Below are 18,234 nucleotides of genomic sequence, written 5' to 3'. Positions count from 1 at the left end.
TGTGGGGAGTGACAGGGGATGACGGCCGGTAACAACGGCACCGGTACGCCGGAGAACGACGACCCGTTCGGCTACCTGTACCGCTCGGAAGGCGGCGACGGGGCCACCGAGGGCGGCCAGCAGCAGACCGCCGCCCGCCAGCCGGGTGTCCCGCGCACGTCGTACAACCAGGTACGCCCGGTCGGCTCCCGCCAGTACGGCCAGCAGCCCGCCGCGCAGCGCGCCCAGCAGTCGCACCCCCACTACTCCGCCCCCGAGACCCTGCCGGGCGGCGCACCCGCCCCCTCCGGCCCGGGCACCGGCGCGGGCGCGGGCACCGGCCGTGGCTCCCACGGCGGCCACGGCGCGTCCGACCGGCCCAAGCGGCGCGGGCTGCTGATAGCGGCGATAGCCGTCGTCGCGGTCGTGGCCGGCGGCATCGGCGTGGCGGTCATGACCAACAGCTCGGACGACAAGGGCGCCAAAGCCGGCGCTGACAGCGGCAAGGTCGTCACGGACGACTCGGGTAAGCCCGACGACTCCGAGAAGAAGAAGGAAAAAGAAAAGAAGGACGACCAGCCGAAGAATCCCTCCGCCAACGGGCTGAAGAAGCGCGACGCGGCCAGCCTGCGGCTGAGCGGGGGCGCCACCACCGAGAAGACGGTGAAGGGCGCGGAGGCCGACGACGGGCTGTACATCACCAACATGAACACGGTCGGTGCCGCCGTGGAGTGGACGGTCGACGTCGACTCGGCCGGCGAGTACCGCCTGAACGCCCGGTACGGCGTGCCCGGCAAGGACGCCAACCTCACCATCTCCACCAACGGCAAGGGCGACACCCGGCCGATCAGCATGAAGAACTTCGGTGGCACGAAGGATGGCGACTGGGAGGCCGGGTGGAAGAACACCTGGTCCGTCATCAGGCTGAACAAGGGCACCAACACCATCAAGGTCTCCTGTGAGCCGGGCAACGCGTGCGAGGTACACCTCGACCAGCTCTGGCTCACCAAGGGCGGAGCCTGACGGCCTCCAGGTAGGCCGCCACCGTCTCCGCCATCGCCTCCCGCGCAGGGACCAGGTACCTGCGCGGGTCGACCGTGGTGGGGTGGGCGGCCAGGTGGGCCCGTACCGCCGTCGTGTACGCCGTGTTCAGGGCCGTGCCGACGTTGATCTTCGTCATGCCGGCCGCCACCGCGCGCCGGAGCTCGGCCTCGGGTACGCCCGAGGAGCCGTGGAGGACGAGCGGTACGCCGGCCGCCTCGCGTAGGGCGGTGATCAGGGCGTGGTCGAGGGTGGCCGTGCGCTCGGTCATCGCGTGGGTGCTGCCGACCGCCACGGCCAGGGCGTCCACGCCGGTGTCCGCGACGTAGGCCGCCGCCTCGGCCGGGTCCGTGCGTACGCCCGGGGTGTGGGCGTCGCCCGCCTTGCCGCCGATGCGGCCCAGTTCCGCCTCGACCCAGATGCCGCGTTCACGGCCCCAACGGACCGCCGCCGCCGTGGCCTTGACGTTGTCTCCGTACGGGAGCTTCGACGCGTCGAACATCACCGAGCCGAAGTCGTGCGCCGATGCGGCGTGCAGCAGGTCCGTGCTCTCGACGTGGTCGAGGTGGAGCGCGAGACGGGCGCTCGAGGCGCGGGCCACCGCGGCCGTGGCGGCGGCGAGGGGGGCGAGGTCGCCGCCGTGGAAGCGGACGGCGTTCTCGGAGATCTGGAGGATGGCCGGGGCGCCTGCGGCTTCGGCTCCGGTGGCGATTGCCTCGGCGTGTTCGAGGGTGATGACGTTGAAGGCCGCGACGGCTTCGCCTGCGGTTCGGGCGGCGGTCATGAGGTCTGCGGTGCGGGTGAGTGGCATGAGGGTTTCTTTCCCCCACCCCGCCCCTTCCCGTAACCGGGGCTGCGCCCCGGACCCCCTTTGTCCTCAAACGCCGGACGGGCTAAATGGTCAGGCGCCGGACGGGCTAAGGGGGCTGACCTTCACCTGCCCCAGCAGCCTCTCGTACATCGTCGCGTCGTACTCGCCCGCCGCCGGTGCGGCCACCGTCGCCGCCGACAAGGCCACGGCCCGGGCCAGGCGTTCGGGCCAGGGGAGGCCTTCGGCCCAGCCCGAGAGCAGGCCCGCCACCGCCGAGTCGCCCGCCCCCGTCGGGTTGCCCGGCAAGGGCTTCGGTGGGGTGGCGCGCCAGGTGCCGTCGGGGGTGAGGGCGAGCATGCCGTCGGGGCCCAGGGACGCGGCGACGGCGTGGGCGCCCCGGCGGCGGGCGGCGACGGCGGCGCGCAGGGGGTCGGTGGTGCCGGTGAGGGCGGCGAGTTCGGCGGCGTTGGGCTTGACGACGTCGGGGCGGGCGGCGATGCCGCGGCGCAGCGGTTCGCCGCTGGTGTCCAGCAGCACCGGTATGCGCCGGGCGCGGGCGGCGCGTACGAGGTGGGCGTACGCGCCCACGGGAACGCCCGGCGGGAGGCTGCCGCACAGGGCCACGGCCCGGGCGTCGCGCAGGAGATGGGTGTAGCGGTCGTCGAAGGCGGCCCATTCGGCGGGGGTGACGTCGGGGCCGGTCTCGTTGAGCTGGGTGGTGTCGCCGGCCGAGGCGTCGACGACGGCGACCGTGCGGCGGGTGGGGCCGGTGATGCGGACGAACTCGTCGGTGACGGTGGTCTCGGCGAGCAGTGTGCGGACGGTCTCTCCGGTCGCGCCGCCGGCGAGGCCGGTGGCCACGGTCTCGTGGCCCAGCGAGGCCAGGACGCGGGCGACGTTCAGGCCTTTGCCGCCGGGGCGTTCGACGGCGGGCGGGACGCGGTGCTCGGCCTGTGGGCGCAGGTGCGGTACGCGGTAGGTGAGATCGAGCGCGGCGTTGAGGGTGACCGTGAGGATCATCGGCGCCTCTTTTCTCGACCGGGGGACATGGGGTCACGGGACGGACCGCGCCAGCGATCATGCCAAAACAGCGGCGGCAGGCCCAGACCTCCGGACCTGCCGCCGTGCCCCAAATCGGGGGACAATCACCGCACTTCGGGACCGACCAGCCATTCGCCCTTGCGCATGACGCCCACCAGGTCGTACGAGTCGTCGAGGACGACCAGGTCGGCGTCCTTGCCCGGCTCGAGCGAGCCGATGCGGTCGGACAGGCCGAGGAGGCGCGCGGGAGTGGTGGACAGCGCTCGTACCGCGTCCTCGAGCGGGAGCCGGTCGACGGTCACGGCGCGCTTGAAGGCCGTGTCCAGGGTGAGCGTCGAGCCGGCGATCGAGCCGGCCGTCGGGCCGTCGGCGATGCGGGCCACGCCGTCCTTGACCTCCACGCCCATGGGGCCGAGGAAGTACATGCCGTCGTTCATACCGGCCGCGCCCATCGCGTCGGTGATGAACGCGACCCGGTCGGCGCCGGCCCGGGCGAACGCCAGCTCCAGGACGGAGGGGTGGAGGTGGGTGCCGTCGTTGATGAGCTCGACGGTGACGCGCTCGTCCTCCAGCAGCGCCGCGATGGGGCCGGGGGCGCGGTGCTGCAGCGCGGGCATGGCGTTGAAGAGGTGGGTGGCGACGGTCGCGCCCGCGTCGATGGCCTCGAGGGTCGCCTCGTAGGTGGAGTCGGTGTGGCCGACGGCGGCGATCACGCCGTGGTCGGCGAGCATGCGGACGGAGTCCAGGCCGCCGGGCAGCTCCGGGGCGAGCGTCATCATGCGGGCCGCGCCGCGCGCCGCGTCGACGAGCTTGCGCACGTCCGCCGGGTCCGGGTCGCGCAGGAGGCCCGGCTGGTGGGCGCCGCAGCGGTGGGGGGAGATGAAGGGGCCTTCGAAGTGGATGCCCGCGAGGTCGCCCTGCTCGGCCAGTTCGGAGAGGACCGCCGCCTGCCGGGCGAGGTCGTCCAGGTCGCCGGTGACGGTGGAGGCGATCATCGTGGTGGTGCCGTGCGCGCGGTGCGTACGGATCGCGGTGAGCGCCTCCTCGGCCGTGCCGGCGGAGAAGGACGCCCCGCCGCCGCCGTGCACATGGGTGTCGACGAAACCGGGGACGATCGTGTGGCCGGTGAGGTCCAGCGTGGGGGCCTCCGCCGGCGCGTCGTGCGCGATGCGCCCGCCCTCGATCGTGACGCGGCCCCCTTCCGCGACGCCGGTCGGCAGCACCACGCGGGCGCCGGCGAGAACCGTTCGTTCGACCATCAGGGGGATACCTCCGTTGTGTGCGTGGCCGTTGTGTGCGTGGTCGTCGTGCGCGAGGCCGTCGTGCGCGTGGCGAGAAGGTCCCAAGCGAGCAGGCCCGCGCCCAGGCAGCCGGCGGCGTCCCCGAGGGCCGCGGGGACGATGTGGGGGAGCTTGCGGAAGGTGACGCGTTCCGCGACCGCCGCGCGCAGCGGCGCGAACAGCGTCTCGCCGGCTTCGGCGAGCCCGCCGCCGATGATCAGCGTGCGCGGGTCCAGCAGGCTGACGGCGATGACCAGGCCGTCGGCGAGGGCGTCGATCGCGTGCTGCCAGACCGCGCGGGCGCGCGGGTCGCCGGACTCGACGGCCCGGGCGCAGTCGGCGGCGTCGGCGTGGGCGTCGCCGCTCGCCGCCGCCCAGGCGCGGGAGACGGCGGAGGCGGAGGCGAGCGTCTCCAGGCAGCCGCGGCCGCCGCAGCCGCAGGCGGCGCCGTCCGGGCCGGGGCGTACGACGATGTGGCCGATCTCGCCCGCGTAGCCGTGGGCGCCTTCCTCGATGCGGCCGTCGATGCCGATGGCGCCCGCTATGCCGGTGCCCAGGGGGACGAACAGGAAGCGGTCGGCGCCCTTGCCGGCGCCGATCCGGCCCTCGGCCACGCCGCCGGTGCGCACGTCGTGGCCCAGCGCCACGGGTATGCCGCCGAGCCGGGCGGCGAGGAGGTCCCGCAGGGGCAGGTCGCGCCAGCCGAGGTTGGCGGAGTAGACCGCCGTGCCGGTGGCGGCGTCCACGATGCCGGGGACGGCCGCGCCGGCGGCGCGGGCGGCGGTGCCGAAGCGCTCGCGGCCGAGCGCCTGGAGCTCGGCCGCGAAGTCGAGGATGCCGGCCACGACGGCGTCGGGGCCCCGGTCACGGCCGGTCGGGCGGCGCGCCTCGTGCAGGAGCGCGCCGTCGGCGCCGACGAGGGCGGCCTTGATTCCGGTTCCGCCCACATCGAGGGCGATGACGTGTTTCACCCCGGTAGTCTCGCCCGTCGGGGCGCGAAAGGTCTAGTCCACTCGCCGGTGGGCGGCGCGGCGGGTGGCGCTAGGGGGTGAGGATCACGCTGCGGGTCAGGTTCCGGGGCGCGTCCGGGTTCAGGCCGCGGGCCTCGGCGACGGCCACCGCCAGGCGCTGGGCGCGGACCAGCGACGCCATCGGGTCCTCGGCGTCGTCGGCACCCCCGCCGACCGTCGTGCCCCCGACCGTCGCGCCCCGGACCGTCGTGCCCCCGACCAGCGTGCCGCCCGCCTTCGCGACGTCGTCCGCCAGCCCGTCCGGCAGCGGGCCGAACGCCCAGGTCACCCGCCCCGGGGCGCTGATCGCCACCGGGCCGTGGCGGTACTCCATCGCCGGGTACGCCTCCGTCCACGCGCCCGCCGCCTCGCGCATCTTCAGGGCCGCCTCCTGCGCGAGCCCGTACGCCCAGCCGGCGCCCAGGAACGTCCACTGCTCGGCGGCGAGCGCGGCGGCGGGCAGCGCCTCGGCGAGGGCGCGCTCGGCTTCGTCCGCCGCCTCGGTCACCGTCCGCACACCCGCCGGCAGCCGGCCGTCCCTCTCCAGGCCCGCGCGGAGGAAGGCGAGCGCGGTGGTCGCGAAGCGCGTCTGCACGACGGACTCCTCGTCCGCCCAGTCCAGCACCGCCACGTCGTCCGCCGCCCGCATCACGGGCGTCGCGGGGTCGGCGGTCAGCGCCAGCACCTCCCACCGCTCGCGCACCTCGTCGATCAGGTCGAGCACCTCGGTCGTCGTCCCGGACCGGGTGATCACCACGAGCCGGTCGTACGTGCGCGAGACCGGGAACTCCGAGGCGGGGAAGGCGTCCGTCTCGCCCTGCCCGGACGCCTCGCGCAGCGCCGCGTAGGCCTGCGCCATGAACCACGACGTGCCGCAGCCGGTCACGGCGACCCGTTCGTCCGGGCGCGGCAGCCCCGGGGCGCTCGCCGCGGCCTCGGCGGCGCGGCGCCAGCTGCCGGGTTGGGTGGCCAGCTCCCGGGCGGTCAGGGAGGGGGAGGAGGAAGGGGCCGGAGAAGGTGACGGAGAAGAGGCCGGAGAAGGGGACGGCTTCATGCGCTGGGTGCTCCTCGCGGTGCGGTCGTGCGACGAAAGCGGTCGCCCCGTGCATAGCAGTCGCCTGTGACCTGGGGGAAGAGCCCTACGGCGATACCGAAGCGCAACCCCGTCGGCGTAGACCGTAAGGTGGCGCGCGGGAGAGACTCACGGTCTCCACGGGCGAACACACGAACACACGAACCACAAGGTGGGTAGCAGTAGTGCAGCGGCGGCGGTTCTTGGGCATGACGGCGGCGGGAGCCGCCACGACGGCGTTGGCACCGGTGCTGACCGGGTGCGGGACCGACACTCCCGGTGGCGACACGCGGCTGAAGCTCGTGGCCGCCGACTACGGCGACAAGGAAGCCAACAGCTCCCGGAAGTACTGGGAGAGCCTGGTCCGTGAGTTCCAGAAGAAGCACAGCAAGATCAAGGTCGACGTCGAGGTCTACAGCTGGACCGAGGTCGACAAGCGGGTCGCCGACATGGTGGCCAAGGGCAAGGCCCCCGACCTCGCGCAGATCGGCGCGTACGCCGACTTCGCCGCGGCCGGCAAGCTCTACAGCGCCGACCAGATGCTCTCCATCCCCACCCAGGCCGACATCATCGCCTCCCTCGCCAAGGCCGGCGAGGTGCACCGGGTGCAGTACGGCATCCCGTTCGTCTCCAGCACCCGCCTGCTCTTCTTCAACAAGAAGCTGTTCGCCAAGGCCGGCATCGCCAAGGCGCCGGAGAACTGGGACGAGATCCAGTCCGCCGCGAAGAAGCTCAAGGCGCTCGGCGTGAAGATACCTTTCGGCCTGCCGCTGGGCCCCGAGGAGGCGCCCGCCGAGGCGATGATGTGGATGCTGAGCGCGGGCGGTGGCTACACCGACCAGAACGGCTCCTACCTGATCGACTCGCCGGAGAACGTCAAGGCCTTCACCTGGCTGCGCGACGAGATGGTCGGCCAGGGCCTCACCGGCCCCGGCAACCCCGCGCGCACCAACCGGCAGGAGGTCTTCGACGCCTTCTGCAAGGGCGAGGTCGGCATGCTCAACGGCCACCCCACCCTGATGCAGCAGGCCCAGGCCGGGCACATCGAATTCGACATGGCGCCGCTGCCGGGCATCAAGGGCCCCTCCAAGTCGACCATGGGCGTCGCCGACTGGATCATGGCGTTCAAGAAGAACGGCCACCGCGACGAGATCGGCACCTTCCTCGACTTCATCTTCAGCAAGGACAACGTGCTGTCGTTCACCACGCAGTACAAGCTGCTGCCGGTGACCACCAGTGCCGCCGACGCGATGGAGGAGAGCCGCGCCAACAGCGACCTGTGGCAGTTCCTCAAGCCGCTGCGCCAGGCCGCCGAGCTCTACCCCGTCAGCAAGACCTCCTGGGCCTCGGTCAGCAAGACGGTCAAGGAGAAGATCGGCGCGGCCGTGCAGAAGGGCGGCGACCCCGCCGCCGTGCTCGGCGAGATCCAGCGCGAGGCGAACGCCACCGAGCTCGCGGACCGCTCGGACCGCTAGGTTGGCCGGTATGGCACAGGACGAGCCCGGGCGCGAGGACGAGCGCGAGCCCGGGCACGGGCATCCCGGGCACGGGCATGAGGACGAGCCCCGGCACGGGCATGAGGCCGAGGCCGGACATGAGGCCGGACACGAGGCCGAGCACGAGGCCGAGTACGAGGCCGGGGCCGACGCCCCGGCCGACGCCGGGTCCGGCGGGCTGCCCGAGGCGGACCGTGCCGTGCTCGCCCTCGAGCGGCAGTCCTGGCCCGGCCCCGGCGCCAAGGAACGCGCCGTCCGCGAGCGCCTCGGCATCACCCCGACCCGCTACTACCAGCTGCTCAACGCCCTCCTCGACGACCCGCGCGCCCTCGCCCACGACCCCGTCACGGTCAACCGGCTGCGGCGGCTGCGGGACGAGCGGCGCGCGCGCCGCTGAGATCCGGGCCGGCTGAGATCCGGGCCGGCTGAGATCCGGGCCAGGCGAGATCCGGGCCGACGTTGCGAACCCGTACAACTGCCCGTCCCGGCGGCGGACGCCCCGGTAGGGTCGGCCGTATGGGCAGCCACCCCCTCCCGGAACCCGTGACCGCCGCCGGCCGCGACGGACTGGCCGCGCTGCTCGCGCGACCCGAACGGGCGGTCGTCGCACTCGACTTCGACGGCACCCTCGCCGCCATCGTCCCGGACCCCGAACGGGCCCGCGCCCACCCCGGCGCCGTCCAGGCCCTCGCCCGGCTGGCGCCGCGCCTGGGCTCCGTCGCCGTGATCACGGGCCGCCCGGCCGGGGCCGCGGTGCGCCTCGGCGGGTTCGCCGGGGCCCCCGGACTGGAGCGCCTCGTCGTCCTCGGCCACTACGGCGCCGAGCGCTGGGACGCCGTGACGGGCACCGTGCGCGCCCCCGCCCCGCACCCCGGCGTCGCCGCCGTCCGCGCGGAACTCCCCGGCGTGCTCGACGACTCGGGCGCCTGGCACGGCACCTGGGTCGAGGACAAGGGCCGGGCCGTGGCCGTCCACACCCGCCGCGCCGACGACCCCGAGCGCGCCTTCGAGGCCCTGCGGGCCCCGCTCGCCGGCCTCGCCGCCCGGCACGGCCTGATCGTCGAGCCCGGTCGGCTGGTGCTGGAGCTGCGCCCGCCGGGCATGGACAAGGGCGTCGCCCTCGCCGCGTACGTCCGCGAGTCCGGCGCCGGATCCGTCCTCTACGCCGGCGACGACCTCGGTGACCTCGCCGCCTTCGCCGCGGTGGAGAAGCTGCGCGCCGAGGGCGTGCCCGGCACGCTCGTGTGCAGCGGCAGCGCCGAGGTCACCGCGCTCGCCGAACGGGCCGACCTCGTCGTGGACGGGCCGGCGGGCGTGGTGGGCCTGCTGTCCGCCCTGGCCGACAAGCTCGGCTGACCACGCGCGCCCGGACGTACGCTCTCACCCGCGCCGCGGCCCGTGCGGGGCCCGCCGAAGCGGCGGCGGGCCCACCCGTCACAGCGCGTGCAGCTGGTCCACGAACCACCGGGCCGGAGGCAGCGCCGTCGCCGCGGCGGCCAGCCGCTTCGTGCGCTCCAGGCGCTCGGCGGGGTCCATCAGCAGGGCGGCGTTCAGCGCGCGGGCGGTGTCCGCCACGTCGTAGGGGTTGACCGTCAGGGCGTCCTCGCCCAGCTCGGCCGCCGCGCCCGCCTCGCGCGAGAGGACCAGCGCGCAGCCGTGGTCGGAGACGACGGGGACCTCCTTGGCGACCAGGTTCATGCCGTCGCGGATCGGGTTGACCAGGGCCACGTCGGCCAGCCGGTAGGCGGCCAGCGAGCGGGGGAAGTCGTCCTCCATCTGCAGGGCGACCGGCGTCCAGTCCGCCGTACCGAACGTGGTGTTGATCTCGTGGGCGACCCGGCCGACCTCGGCCATGTACGAGCGGTAGACCGCGAGGTCCTGCCGGGAGGGGTAGGCGAACGCGATGTGCACGACCTCGCCCTGCCAGTGGGGGTGGTCCTCCAGCAGGCGGCGGTAGGCGAGCAGGCCGCGGACGATGTTCTTCGACAGCTCGGTGCGGTCCACCCGCACGATCGTCCGGCGGCCCGGGCCGATCTGCCGCCGCAGCGCCGCCAGCCGCTCCTCGACGTCCGGGCGGTGCGCCCGCTCCCGCAGGAATTCCGCGTCCGCGCCCAGTCCGTGCACGCCGAGCCGGGTCGTCCGTCCCTCGAAGGTCACCGACGTGGCGACCCCGTCCTCGCGCGCCACCTCCGCGCCCGGCAGCACGACCTCGCAGGACGCGGCGAACGCCTCCGCCCAGCGCCGGGTCAGGAAGCCCGCGCGGTCGCCGCCCAGGATGCCGCGCAGGACCTGCCCGGCGACGTCGTCCGGCAGCAGGCGGTAGTAGTCCGGCGGGGCCCAGGGGGTGTGGGAGAAGTGGCCGATGCGCAGGTCGGGGCGGCGGGCGCGGAGCAGGCCGGGAACGAGGACGAGGTGGTAGTCCTGGACCAGGACGGAGGCGCCCTCCGCGGCCTCCTCGGCGATGGCGTCCGCGAAGGCGGTGTTGTACGCCTCGTACGCCTCCCACTGGGCCCGGAACGCGCCGTCGAAGACGGGCTCGAGCGGCGTCTGCCACAGCATGTGATGGACGAACCACAGCACGGAGTTGGCCACGCCGTTGTACGCGGCGGCGAACGTGGCGGGGTCGATGTCCAGCATCCGCACCCGGTGGCCGCCGGTGTCGGCCTCGGGCAGCCGCCGGCCGCCGAGCCGGGCCGCCTCGCGGTCGGTGTCGCCGAGCGCCGCGCACACCCACACCGCGCCGGCGTCCTGGCCTATGGCGCTCAGCCCCGAGACCAGCCCGCCGCCGCCCCGCCCCGCCAGCAGTGAGCCGTCCTCGCCCCGGCGGTACGACACGGGCCCCCGGTTGGAGGCCACGACGATCGGCGCGGCGTCCGGTTCCGGTGCGTGGTGCGTGTGCTCAACGACCATGACGGCAGCCTTGCCCTTCGAAGAACCGCTCAAACGTACGCTTACGCGGCATGCCGCTGCGCGTACTCCGGTATCTCGGCCATCGGGGGCCGCTCCTCGGTGTCCACCGCGTACGTACGCGGCACGAATCCCTCCTCGGTCCGCTCGAACTGGGTGAGCACCGGGCGCACCAGATGGCCGCGGGCCAGCCGGAGCTGGGCGGTGCGGTAGATCGCGGCCGCCATGCGGCCCAGGGCCCGGCCGTCCTGGTGCCGGTGCCGCCGGACGCCCACGTCCACCTGGGCGAGCGCGTCCAGGCCCACCGTGTGCAGCGCGTCCACCAGCAGGCCCAGCTCGACGCCGTACCCCACCGGGAACGGCAGCCGCTCCAGCAGCTCGCGGCGGGCGGCGTACTCGCCGCCGAGCGGCTGGACGAAGCCCGCCAGCCGCGGCCAGTGCAGATTGAGCAGGGGCCGGGCCACCAGCTCCGTCACCCGGCCGCCCTGCCCCGGCGCCTCGCCGAGCGGACGGTCGTACATCGCCTTGACGAAGTGCACGTCCGGGTCGGTCAGCAGCGGGCCGACGATCCCCGAGACGAAGTCGGCGGAGAAGTCCTTCAGGTCCGCGTCCACGAAGCAGACGACGTCGCCGGTCGTGACCAGCAGCGACCGCCACAGCACCTCGCCCTTGCCGGGCAGCGCGGGCAGCCGCGGCAGGATCTCGTCGCGGTGCACCACCCGGGCGCCGGCCGCCGCCGCGACCTCGGCGGTGCGGTCCGTGGAGCCGGAGTCCACCACCACCAGCTCGTCCACCAGCGGGACGGCGTCCGACATCAGCTCACGCCGGATCGTCGCCACGATGGCGCCGACCGTCGCCTCCTCGTCGAGCGCCGGCAGCACCACGCTGACGGTGGTGCCCGCGCCGCGTTTCGCGGCGAGCAGCTGGTCGAGCGGACGGTCGGTGGCGGACCAGGACCGCCGGGCGAGCCAGCGCTCCACCTCTTCCAGCACGTGTACGACTCCTCAGTGTTGTTCGTCAGTGTTGACCGGCATGTTGACCGGCACGTCGACCGGCATGTCGCTCGCCGACGGGACCGTTCCGGTCGTCGCCGGGCCATGTCTCGCGGTGCGGGACGGCCCTCCAACGCGGCCATCCCTTCCGTTACAGTCTTGAACAACGCAGGCGCCCGATGCATGTCGGGGTCGTCGCGCGCACAAACGCCTGGGCCCCGCCCAGCGCCATACCGCTCATCCAGAGGGGCAGAGGGACACGGCCCGTTGAAGCCCCGGCAACCCTCCAGCCGGTCTCACCGTTCATTCGGCGAGGCTCCCGGCGGGGAAGGTGCCAATTCCGTCTCGTGGCGACGTACGCCGCGAGGAAGATGAGGAGAAAGGGCCTCGCCTCCATGGCTGTCCAAGCCGTTGAAAGTCGTACCTCCGTACCGTCTGCCGCCGCCCCCTTCGGACCCGCCGTCGCGCTGTCCTGCCGCGAGTGCGGCGAGCGCTTCGAACTCGGTCCCTCCTTCGCCTGCACCTCCTGCTTCGGTCCGCTCGAGGTCGCGTACGAGCTGCCGGCCGGCGACCCGGAGGCGCTGCGCCGCCGGATCGAGGCCGGGCCGGCGAACATCTGGCGCTACGCGCCGCTGCTGCCCGTCCCCGCCGACGTGGCGGACCGGCCGAACCTCGAACCCGGTCTCACCCGGCTCGTCAAGGCCGACAACCTCGCCGCCGAACTGGGCGTGACGGGGGAGCTGTACGTCAAGGACGACTCCGGCAACCCCACGCACTCCTTCAAGGACCGCGTCGTGGCCATCGCCGTCGAGGCCGCCCGCGCCTTCGGCTTCACCACCCTGTCCTGCTCGTCGACCGGCAACCTCGCCGGGGCCGTCGGCGCGGCGGCGGCCCGCGCGGGCTTCCGCTCCTGCGTCTTCATCCCGCACGACCTGGAGGCCGGCAAGGTCGTCATGGCCGCCGTCTACGGCGGCGACCTCGTGGGCATCGAGGGAACGTACGACGACGTCAACCGCTTCTGCAGCGAGCTGATCGGGGACCCGCTGGGCGAGGGCTGGGGCTTCGTCAACGTCAACCTGCGCCCGTACTACGGCGAGGGCTCCAAGACGCTCGCGTACGAGATCTGCGAGCAGCTGGGCTGGCGGCTGCCGGACCAGATCGTGGTGCCGGTCGCGTCGGGGTCGCAGCTGACGAAGATCGACAAGGGGCTGAAGGAGCTCATCGCGCTGGGGCTGGTCGAGGACCGGCCGTACCGGATCTTCGGCGCCCAGGCGCAGGGCTGCTCGCCGGTCTCGCGGGCGTACAAGGACGGGCACGACGTGGTGCGCCCGGTGAAGCCCGACACGATCGCGAAGTCCCTCGCGATCGGCAATCCGGCCGACGGGCCGTACGTGCTGGACATCGCCCGGCGCACGGGCGGGGCCGTCGAGGACGTCGACGACGAGCGGATCGTGGACGCGATCAGGCTGCTGGCGCGCACCGAGGGCATCTTCGCCGAGACCGCGGGCGGCGTGACGGTGGGCGTGACGCGCAAGCTGCTGGAGAACGGGGTGCTCGACCCGGCGCTGACCACGGTCGTGCTCAACACCGGGGACGGGCTCAAGACGCTCGACGCCGTGGCGGCCGGGCCGACGGCGACGATCCGGCCGTCGCTCGAGGCGTTCCGCGCCGCCGGGCTTCGCGAGCAATAGCTCGTAGATCCACAGCCCGCAGCCCGTAGCCCGCACTCCTTCACCGACCCATGAGGTGACGTCACCATGAGCGTTTCCGTCCGCATCCCCACCATCCTGCGCACCTACACCGGCGGCCGGGCCGAGGTCCCCGCCGAGGGCGCCACCCTCGCCGAGGTCATCGCCTCCCTCGAGCAGAACCACCCGGGCATCGCCGCGCGGGTGCTCGACGACGCCGGCAAGCTGCGCCGGTTCGTCAACGTGTACGTCAACGACGACGACGTCCGCTTCGAGGGCGGGCTGGACGCCGCCACGCCCGAGGGGGCCGGCGTCTCGATCATTCCGGCCGTCGCCGGCGGCTGAGCCGGCCTGCGGCGGACCGTCGAGAGGCGTCGACAGGCGTCGACAGGCCGTCGATGGACCGTTAATCAATGGCCTGAGCTTTTCTCAGCGTTCCTGTGCATGTCCCCGGAATAGCCCCGCCCGTAAAACGGACGGGGCTATTCCGTCTGTTGAAGCGCGATACAGTTGGGGCGTTCCCCCTCCGGTGTCAGCACCGAACGCATATGAGAACCCGTCAAGTTGTGCGCGAAACATGTGCACGAATTGTCGGGTTGGTTGCGTTATGCCCGGTCCGACTTGCCCGGGAAGCTGCGGAAATCGGTACGAATAACCGATCGGCCGCACCTGGAATTCTCGTCCGACTGACCTGTTGCAGACGGCATCCGTGCGGATACATTCAGCCGCGGTCGACGCGTTCCGGCGCACACTCCCATCCTGTCTGGGGGTGAGGTCTGACCCGGGTCCGCGAAGTGCGGTCCTGTGCAAGGGCCAGTAATAGGGGAGTTAGGCATGGCTCAGGGCACCGTCAAGTGGTTCAACGCGGAGAAGGGGTACGGCTTCATCGCGGTCGACGGTGGTGCGGATGTTTTCGTCCACTACAGCGCGATTCAGATGGACGGCTACCGCACCCTCGAGGAGGGGCAGCGAGTCGAGTTCGAGATCTCGCAGGGCCAGAAGGGGCCGCAGGCGGACATGGTGAGGCTCAGCGCCTGATCGCACGCATCGACCGGCTCGATCGGCTCGCCGAGGGGTCCGCACCGTCACCGGTGCGGGCCCCTCGCGCGTGCCCGGGCGGGCGCGTGCGTACGCGCGGGTCAGAGGGTGGATGCGCGGTTCGGGGGAGCGGCCGCGCATGCACCCTCGCGAACTTGGGCATGCCTCGGGTTGGCCTGCGCCCCCGGCTGTCGCCGGGAGGTGCCCCTGCTGCCACCTGAGGCGTGTACCTCGTGGACCGCTTGCACTCGAGGTGGTCGAGTGCTAATCATTGGGCTTAGCACTCTCCTGGTGAGAGTGACAGATTTGGACCGTCGGTGAGGTCCGGGAGCCAAGCGGGGCAAGGAACCGCGCGGTGCACGGGCCGTCCGTCGCGGGCGCCAGCGCGGTCCGGAGCAGTCTCCACCCCGTCCTGGGAGGACCACTTCACATGGCCAAGATCATCGCGTTCGACGAGGAGGCACGGCGCGGTCTCGAGCGCGGGATGAACCAGCTCGCCGACGCCGTCAAGGTCACCCTTGGCCCCAAGGGCCGCAACGTCGTCCTCGAGAAGAAGTGGGGCGCCCCCACGATCACCAACGATGGTGTGTCCATCGCCAAGGAGATCGAGCTCGAGGACCCGTACGAGAAGATCGGCGCCGAGCTGGTCAAGGAGGTCGCGAAGAAGACGGACGACGTCGCCGGTGACGGCACGACGACCGCGACCGTCCTCGCCCAGGCGCTGGTCCGCGAGGGTCTGCGCAACGTGGCCGCCGGCGCCAACCCGATGGCGCTGAAGCGCGGCATCGAGAAGGCCGTCGAGGCCGTCTCCGCCGCCCTGCTCGAGCAGGCCAAGGACGTGGAGACCAAGGAGCAGATCGCCTCCACCGCCTCCATCTCCGCCGCCGACACCCAGATCGGCGAGCTCATCGCCGAGGCCATGGACAAGGTCGGCAAGGAAGGCGTCATCACCGTCGAGGAGTCCCAGACCTTCGGTCTGGAGCTGGAGCTCACCGAGGGTATGCGCTTCGACAAGGGCTACATCTCGGCGTACTTCGCCACCGACATGGAGCGTATGGAGGCGTCGCTCGACGACCCGTACATCCTGATCGTCAACTCGAAGATCAGCTCGGTCAAGGACCTGCTGCCGCTCCTCGAGAAGGTCATGCAGTCCGGCAAGCCGCTGCTGATCATCGCCGAGGACGTCGAGGGCGAGGCCCTGTCCACGCTGGTCGTCAACAAGATCCGCGGCACCTTCAAGTCCGTCGCCGTCAAGGCTCCGGGCTTCGGCGACCGCCGCAAGGCCATGCTGGGCGACATCGCCATCCTCACCGGTGGCACGGTCATCTCCGAGGAGGTCGGCCTCAAGCTCGAGAACGCCGGTCTCGACCTGCTCGGCCGCGCCCGCAAGGTCGTCATCACCAAGGACGAGACGACCATCGTCGACGGTGCCGGTGACAGCGACCAGGTCCAGGGCCGCGTCAACCAGATCCGCGCCGAGATCGAGAACAGCGACTCGGACTACGACCGCGAGAAGCTCCAGGAGCGCCTCGCGAAGCTGGCCGGCGGCGTGGCCGTCATCAAGGCCGGTGCCGCGACCGAGGTCGAGCTCAAGGAGCGCAAGCACCGCATCGAGGACGCCGTTCGCAACGCGAAGGCGGCCGTCGAGGAGGGCATCGTCGCCGGTGGTGGCGTGGCCCTGCTGCAGGCCTCCGCGGTCTTCGAGAAGCTCGAGCTGGACGGCGACGAGGCCACCGGTGCCAAGGCCGTGAAGCTGGCCCTGGAGGCCCCGCTCAAGCAGATCGCCGTCAACGGTGGTCTCGAGGGTGGCGTCATCGTCGAGAAGGTGCGCAACCTTCCCGTGGGCCACGGCCTGAACGCCGCGACCGGCGAGTACGTCGACATGATCGCCGAGGGCATCATCGACCCCGCCAAGGTCACCCGCTCCGCCCTGCAGAACGCCGCGTCCATCGCCGCGCTCTTCCTGACCACCGAGGCCGTCATCGCCGACAAGCCGGAGAAGGCCGCCGCGGCCGCTCCGGGCGGCATGCCGGGCGGTGAGATGGACTTCTGATCGACCCCTCGGGTTGATCAACCGTCCTCTTGGACACCGGGGCGGCACCTTCCTCACGGGGGGTGCCGCCCCGGTGGCGTTTTCCGGGCGGGACGGCACGTACGGCGGTGCATGAGGGACACTGGAAGCTTGTCCCGCACACGGACGGGACCGATGCGAGCGGAAGGCCGAGGCGTGAACGGACCCCTCATCGTCCAGAGCGACAAGACCCTGCTGCTGGAGGTGGACCACGACCGGGCGGACGCGTGCCGCCGGGCGATCGCGCCGTTCGCCGAGCTGGAACGGGCGCCGGAGCACATCCACACCTACCGGGTGACCCCGCTGGGCCTGTGGAACGCCCGCGCCGCCGGGCACGACGCCGAGCAGGTCGTCGACGCGCTGGTGTCGTACTCCCGCTACCCCGTGCCGCACGCCCTGCTCGTCGACATCGCCGAGACCATGGACCGCTACGGGCGGCTGAAGCTGGTCAAGCACCCCACGCACGGGCTGGTGCTGGAGAGCACCGACCGGCCGGTGCTGGAGGAGATCCTCCGCTCGAAGAAGATCCAGCCGCTGGTGGGCGCCCGGATCGACCCCGACACCGTCGCCGTGCACCCCTCCGAGCGCGGCCAGATCAAGCAGACGCTGCTGAAGCTGGGCTGGCCGGCCGAGGACCTGGCCGGGTACGTGGACGGCGAGGCCCACCCCATCGATCTGCGCGAGGACGGCTGGGCGCTGCGGCCGTACCAGAAGCAGGCCGTGGACGGGTTCTGGCACGGCGGCTCCGGCGTGGTCGTGCTGCCGTGCGGCGCCGGCAAGACGCTCGTCGGCGCGGGCGCCATGGCGCAGGCCAAGGCGACCACGCTGATCCTCGTCACCAACACCGTCTCCGCGCGCCAGTGGAAGCACGAGCTGGTCAAGCGGACCTCGCTGACCGAGGACGAGATCGGCGAGTACAGCGGTACGCGCAAGGAGATCCGCCCGGTCACCATCGCCACCTACCAGGTGCTGACGACCAAGCGGAAGGGCATCTACCCGCACCTGGAGCTGTTCGACTCCCGCGACTGGGGCCTGGTCGTCTACGACGAGGTGCACCTGCTGCCCGCGCCCGTCTTCAAGTTCACCGCCGACCTGCAGGCCAGGCGGCGGCTGGGGCTGACCGCGACGCTGGTGCGCGAGGACGGGCGGGAGTCCGACGTCTTCTCCCTCATCGGCCCCAAGCGCTTCGACGCGCCCTGGAAGGAGATCGAGGCCCAGGGCTACATCGCCCCGGCCGACTGCGTCGAGGTGCGCGTGAACCTCACCGACTCCGAGCGGCTGACGTACGCGACGGCCGAGACGGAGGACAAGTACCGCTACTGCTCCACGACCGCCACCAAGCGGAAGGTCACCGAGGCGCTGGTGCGCAAGCACCAGGGCGAGCAGACGCTGGTCATCGGCCAGTACATCGACCAGCTCGACGAGCTCGGCGAGCACCTGGACGCGCCCGTCATCAAGGGCGAGACGACCAACGCGCAGCGCGAGAAGCTCTTCGACGCCTTCCGGCAGGGGGAGATCTCCGTACTGGTCGTCTCCAAGGTCGCCAACTTCTCCATCGACCTGCCGGAGGCGACGGTCGCCATCCAGGTGTCGGGCACCTTCGGCTCGCGCCAGGAGGAGGCCCAGCGGCTGGGCCGGGTGCTGCGCCCGAAGGCCGACGGCCATGAGGCGCGCTTCTACTCCGTGGTCGCCCGCGACACGGTCGACCAGGACTTCGCGGCGCACCGGCAGCGCTTCCTGGCCGAGCAGGGGTACGCGTACCGCATCGTGGACGCGGACTCGCTGCTGGCGGGCGAGGACGCCTGACG

General features: G+C 72.5%; 16 protein-coding genes and 1 riboswitch. Of the genes, 9 read left to right on the top strand and 7 right to left on the bottom strand.

All coding sequences use genetic code 11. From position 1 onward, the window contains the following. Window positions 1–18: 18 nt before the first annotated feature. The gene (locus AB4K12_RS22785) at window positions 19–1,002 is read left to right on the top strand and encodes a carbohydrate-binding protein (RefSeq protein WP_368435961.1); all 984 of its coding nucleotides are present in this window, start codon (window positions 19–21) and stop codon (window positions 1,000–1,002) included. On the opposite strand, the gene AB4K12_RS22780 is transcribed toward AB4K12_RS22785, so the two are convergent. The 5 genes from AB4K12_RS22780 to AB4K12_RS22760 form a co-directional block, all read right to left on the bottom strand. Next, window positions 983–1,831 carry a class II fructose-bisphosphate aldolase gene (locus AB4K12_RS22780; protein WP_368435960.1) on the bottom strand — a complete coding sequence of 283 codons (849 nt, stop codon included), beginning with the start codon at window positions 1,829–1,831 and terminating at the stop codon, window positions 983–985. The two genes, AB4K12_RS22785 and AB4K12_RS22780, sit on opposite strands and share 20 nt — an antisense overlap. Window positions 1,832–1,921: 90 nt before the next feature. Further along, a complete protein-coding gene (locus AB4K12_RS22775; protein WP_368435959.1) occupies window positions 1,922–2,851 on the bottom strand; it encodes a 1-phosphofructokinase family hexose kinase in 930 nt (309 codons plus the stop codon). A gap of 125 nt (window positions 2,852–2,976) precedes the next feature. Then, the gene (gene nagA / locus AB4K12_RS22770; RefSeq protein ID WP_368435958.1) at window positions 2,977–4,131 is read right to left on the bottom strand and encodes an N-acetylglucosamine-6-phosphate deacetylase; all 1,155 of its coding nucleotides are present in this window, start codon (window positions 4,129–4,131) and stop codon (window positions 2,977–2,979) included. Continuing rightward, window positions 4,131–5,123, bottom strand: a complete 993-nt coding sequence (locus AB4K12_RS22765) for an ROK family protein (protein ID WP_368435957.1) — start codon at window positions 5,121–5,123, stop codon at window positions 4,131–4,133. The genes nagA and AB4K12_RS22765 overlap by 1 nt, the downstream gene beginning before the upstream one ends. 70 nt (window positions 5,124–5,193) lie before the next feature. Continuing rightward, entirely contained in the window at window positions 5,194–6,216 is a 1,023-nt protein-coding gene (locus tag AB4K12_RS22760) for an SIS domain-containing protein (RefSeq protein ID WP_368435956.1), read from the bottom strand. A gap of 227 nt (window positions 6,217–6,443) precedes the next feature. On the opposite strand from AB4K12_RS22760, the gene AB4K12_RS22755 reads away from it, so the two are divergent. The 3 genes from AB4K12_RS22755 to otsB all read left to right on the top strand — a co-directional run bounded on the left by AB4K12_RS22755 (window position 6,444) and on the right by otsB (window position 9,086). Then, the gene (locus tag AB4K12_RS22755) at window positions 6,444–7,709 is read left to right on the top strand and encodes an extracellular solute-binding protein (protein WP_368435955.1); all 1,266 of its coding nucleotides are present in this window, start codon (window positions 6,444–6,446) and stop codon (window positions 7,707–7,709) included. A 199-nt stretch (window positions 7,710–7,908) separates the two neighbouring features. Further along, window positions 7,909–8,127: a DUF3263 domain-containing protein gene (locus tag AB4K12_RS22750; protein WP_086568521.1), complete on the top strand. Its 219-nt coding sequence runs from the start codon at window positions 7,909–7,911 to the stop codon at window positions 8,125–8,127. A 119-nt stretch (window positions 8,128–8,246) separates the two neighbouring features. Then, window positions 8,247–9,086: a trehalose-phosphatase gene (gene otsB / locus AB4K12_RS22745; protein WP_368435954.1), complete on the top strand. Its 840-nt coding sequence runs from the start codon at window positions 8,247–8,249 to the stop codon at window positions 9,084–9,086. A 78-nt stretch (window positions 9,087–9,164) separates the two neighbouring features. Here the strand turns inward: otsB and AB4K12_RS22740 are convergent, their stop codons facing one another. Further along, the gene (locus AB4K12_RS22740; protein ID WP_368435953.1) at window positions 9,165–10,640 is read right to left on the bottom strand and encodes a trehalose-6-phosphate synthase; all 1,476 of its coding nucleotides are present in this window, start codon (window positions 10,638–10,640) and stop codon (window positions 9,165–9,167) included. A 41-nt stretch (window positions 10,641–10,681) separates the two neighbouring features. Next, on the bottom strand, window positions 10,682–11,629 hold the full coding sequence (locus tag AB4K12_RS22735) for a glucosyl-3-phosphoglycerate synthase (protein WP_368435952.1): 948 nt from the start codon (window positions 11,627–11,629) through the stop codon (window positions 10,682–10,684). A gap of 234 nt (window positions 11,630–11,863) precedes the next feature. Continuing rightward, a riboswitch (SAM riboswitch) is annotated at window positions 11,864–12,007 on the top strand. Between the two features lie 17 nt (window positions 12,008–12,024). Between AB4K12_RS22735 and thrC the strand changes: the two genes are divergently transcribed. The 5 genes from thrC (at window position 12,025) to AB4K12_RS22710 (ending at window position 18,232) form a co-directional block, all read left to right on the top strand. Beyond that, complete coding sequence (gene thrC, locus AB4K12_RS22730) at window positions 12,025–13,320, top strand: threonine synthase (RefSeq protein ID WP_368435951.1); 1,296 nt, start codon at window positions 12,025–12,027, stop codon at window positions 13,318–13,320. Between the two features lie 66 nt (window positions 13,321–13,386). Then, window positions 13,387–13,662, top strand: a complete 276-nt coding sequence (locus AB4K12_RS22725) for a MoaD/ThiS family protein (protein WP_368435950.1) — start codon at window positions 13,387–13,389, stop codon at window positions 13,660–13,662. A 489-nt stretch (window positions 13,663–14,151) separates the two neighbouring features. Further along, window positions 14,152–14,355, top strand: a complete 204-nt coding sequence (locus AB4K12_RS22720) for a cold-shock protein (protein ID WP_004929928.1) — start codon at window positions 14,152–14,154, stop codon at window positions 14,353–14,355. A 430-nt stretch (window positions 14,356–14,785) separates the two neighbouring features. Next, complete coding sequence (gene groL / locus AB4K12_RS22715; RefSeq protein WP_086568505.1) at window positions 14,786–16,408, top strand: chaperonin GroEL; 1,623 nt, start codon at window positions 14,786–14,788, stop codon at window positions 16,406–16,408. Between the two features lie 174 nt (window positions 16,409–16,582). Continuing rightward, entirely contained in the window at window positions 16,583–18,232 is a 1,650-nt protein-coding gene (locus tag AB4K12_RS22710; protein WP_368435949.1) for a DNA repair helicase XPB, read from the top strand. The last annotated feature ends 2 nt before the right edge of the window (window positions 18,233–18,234 follow it).

Origin of the sequence: Streptomyces sp. C36 (assembly GCF_040932295.1) — a bacterium.
Lineage (GTDB): Bacteria > Actinomycetota > Actinomycetes > Streptomycetales > Streptomycetaceae > Streptomyces > Streptomyces triculaminicus.
This window is presented reverse-complemented; position numbering and strand designations above follow the sequence as displayed.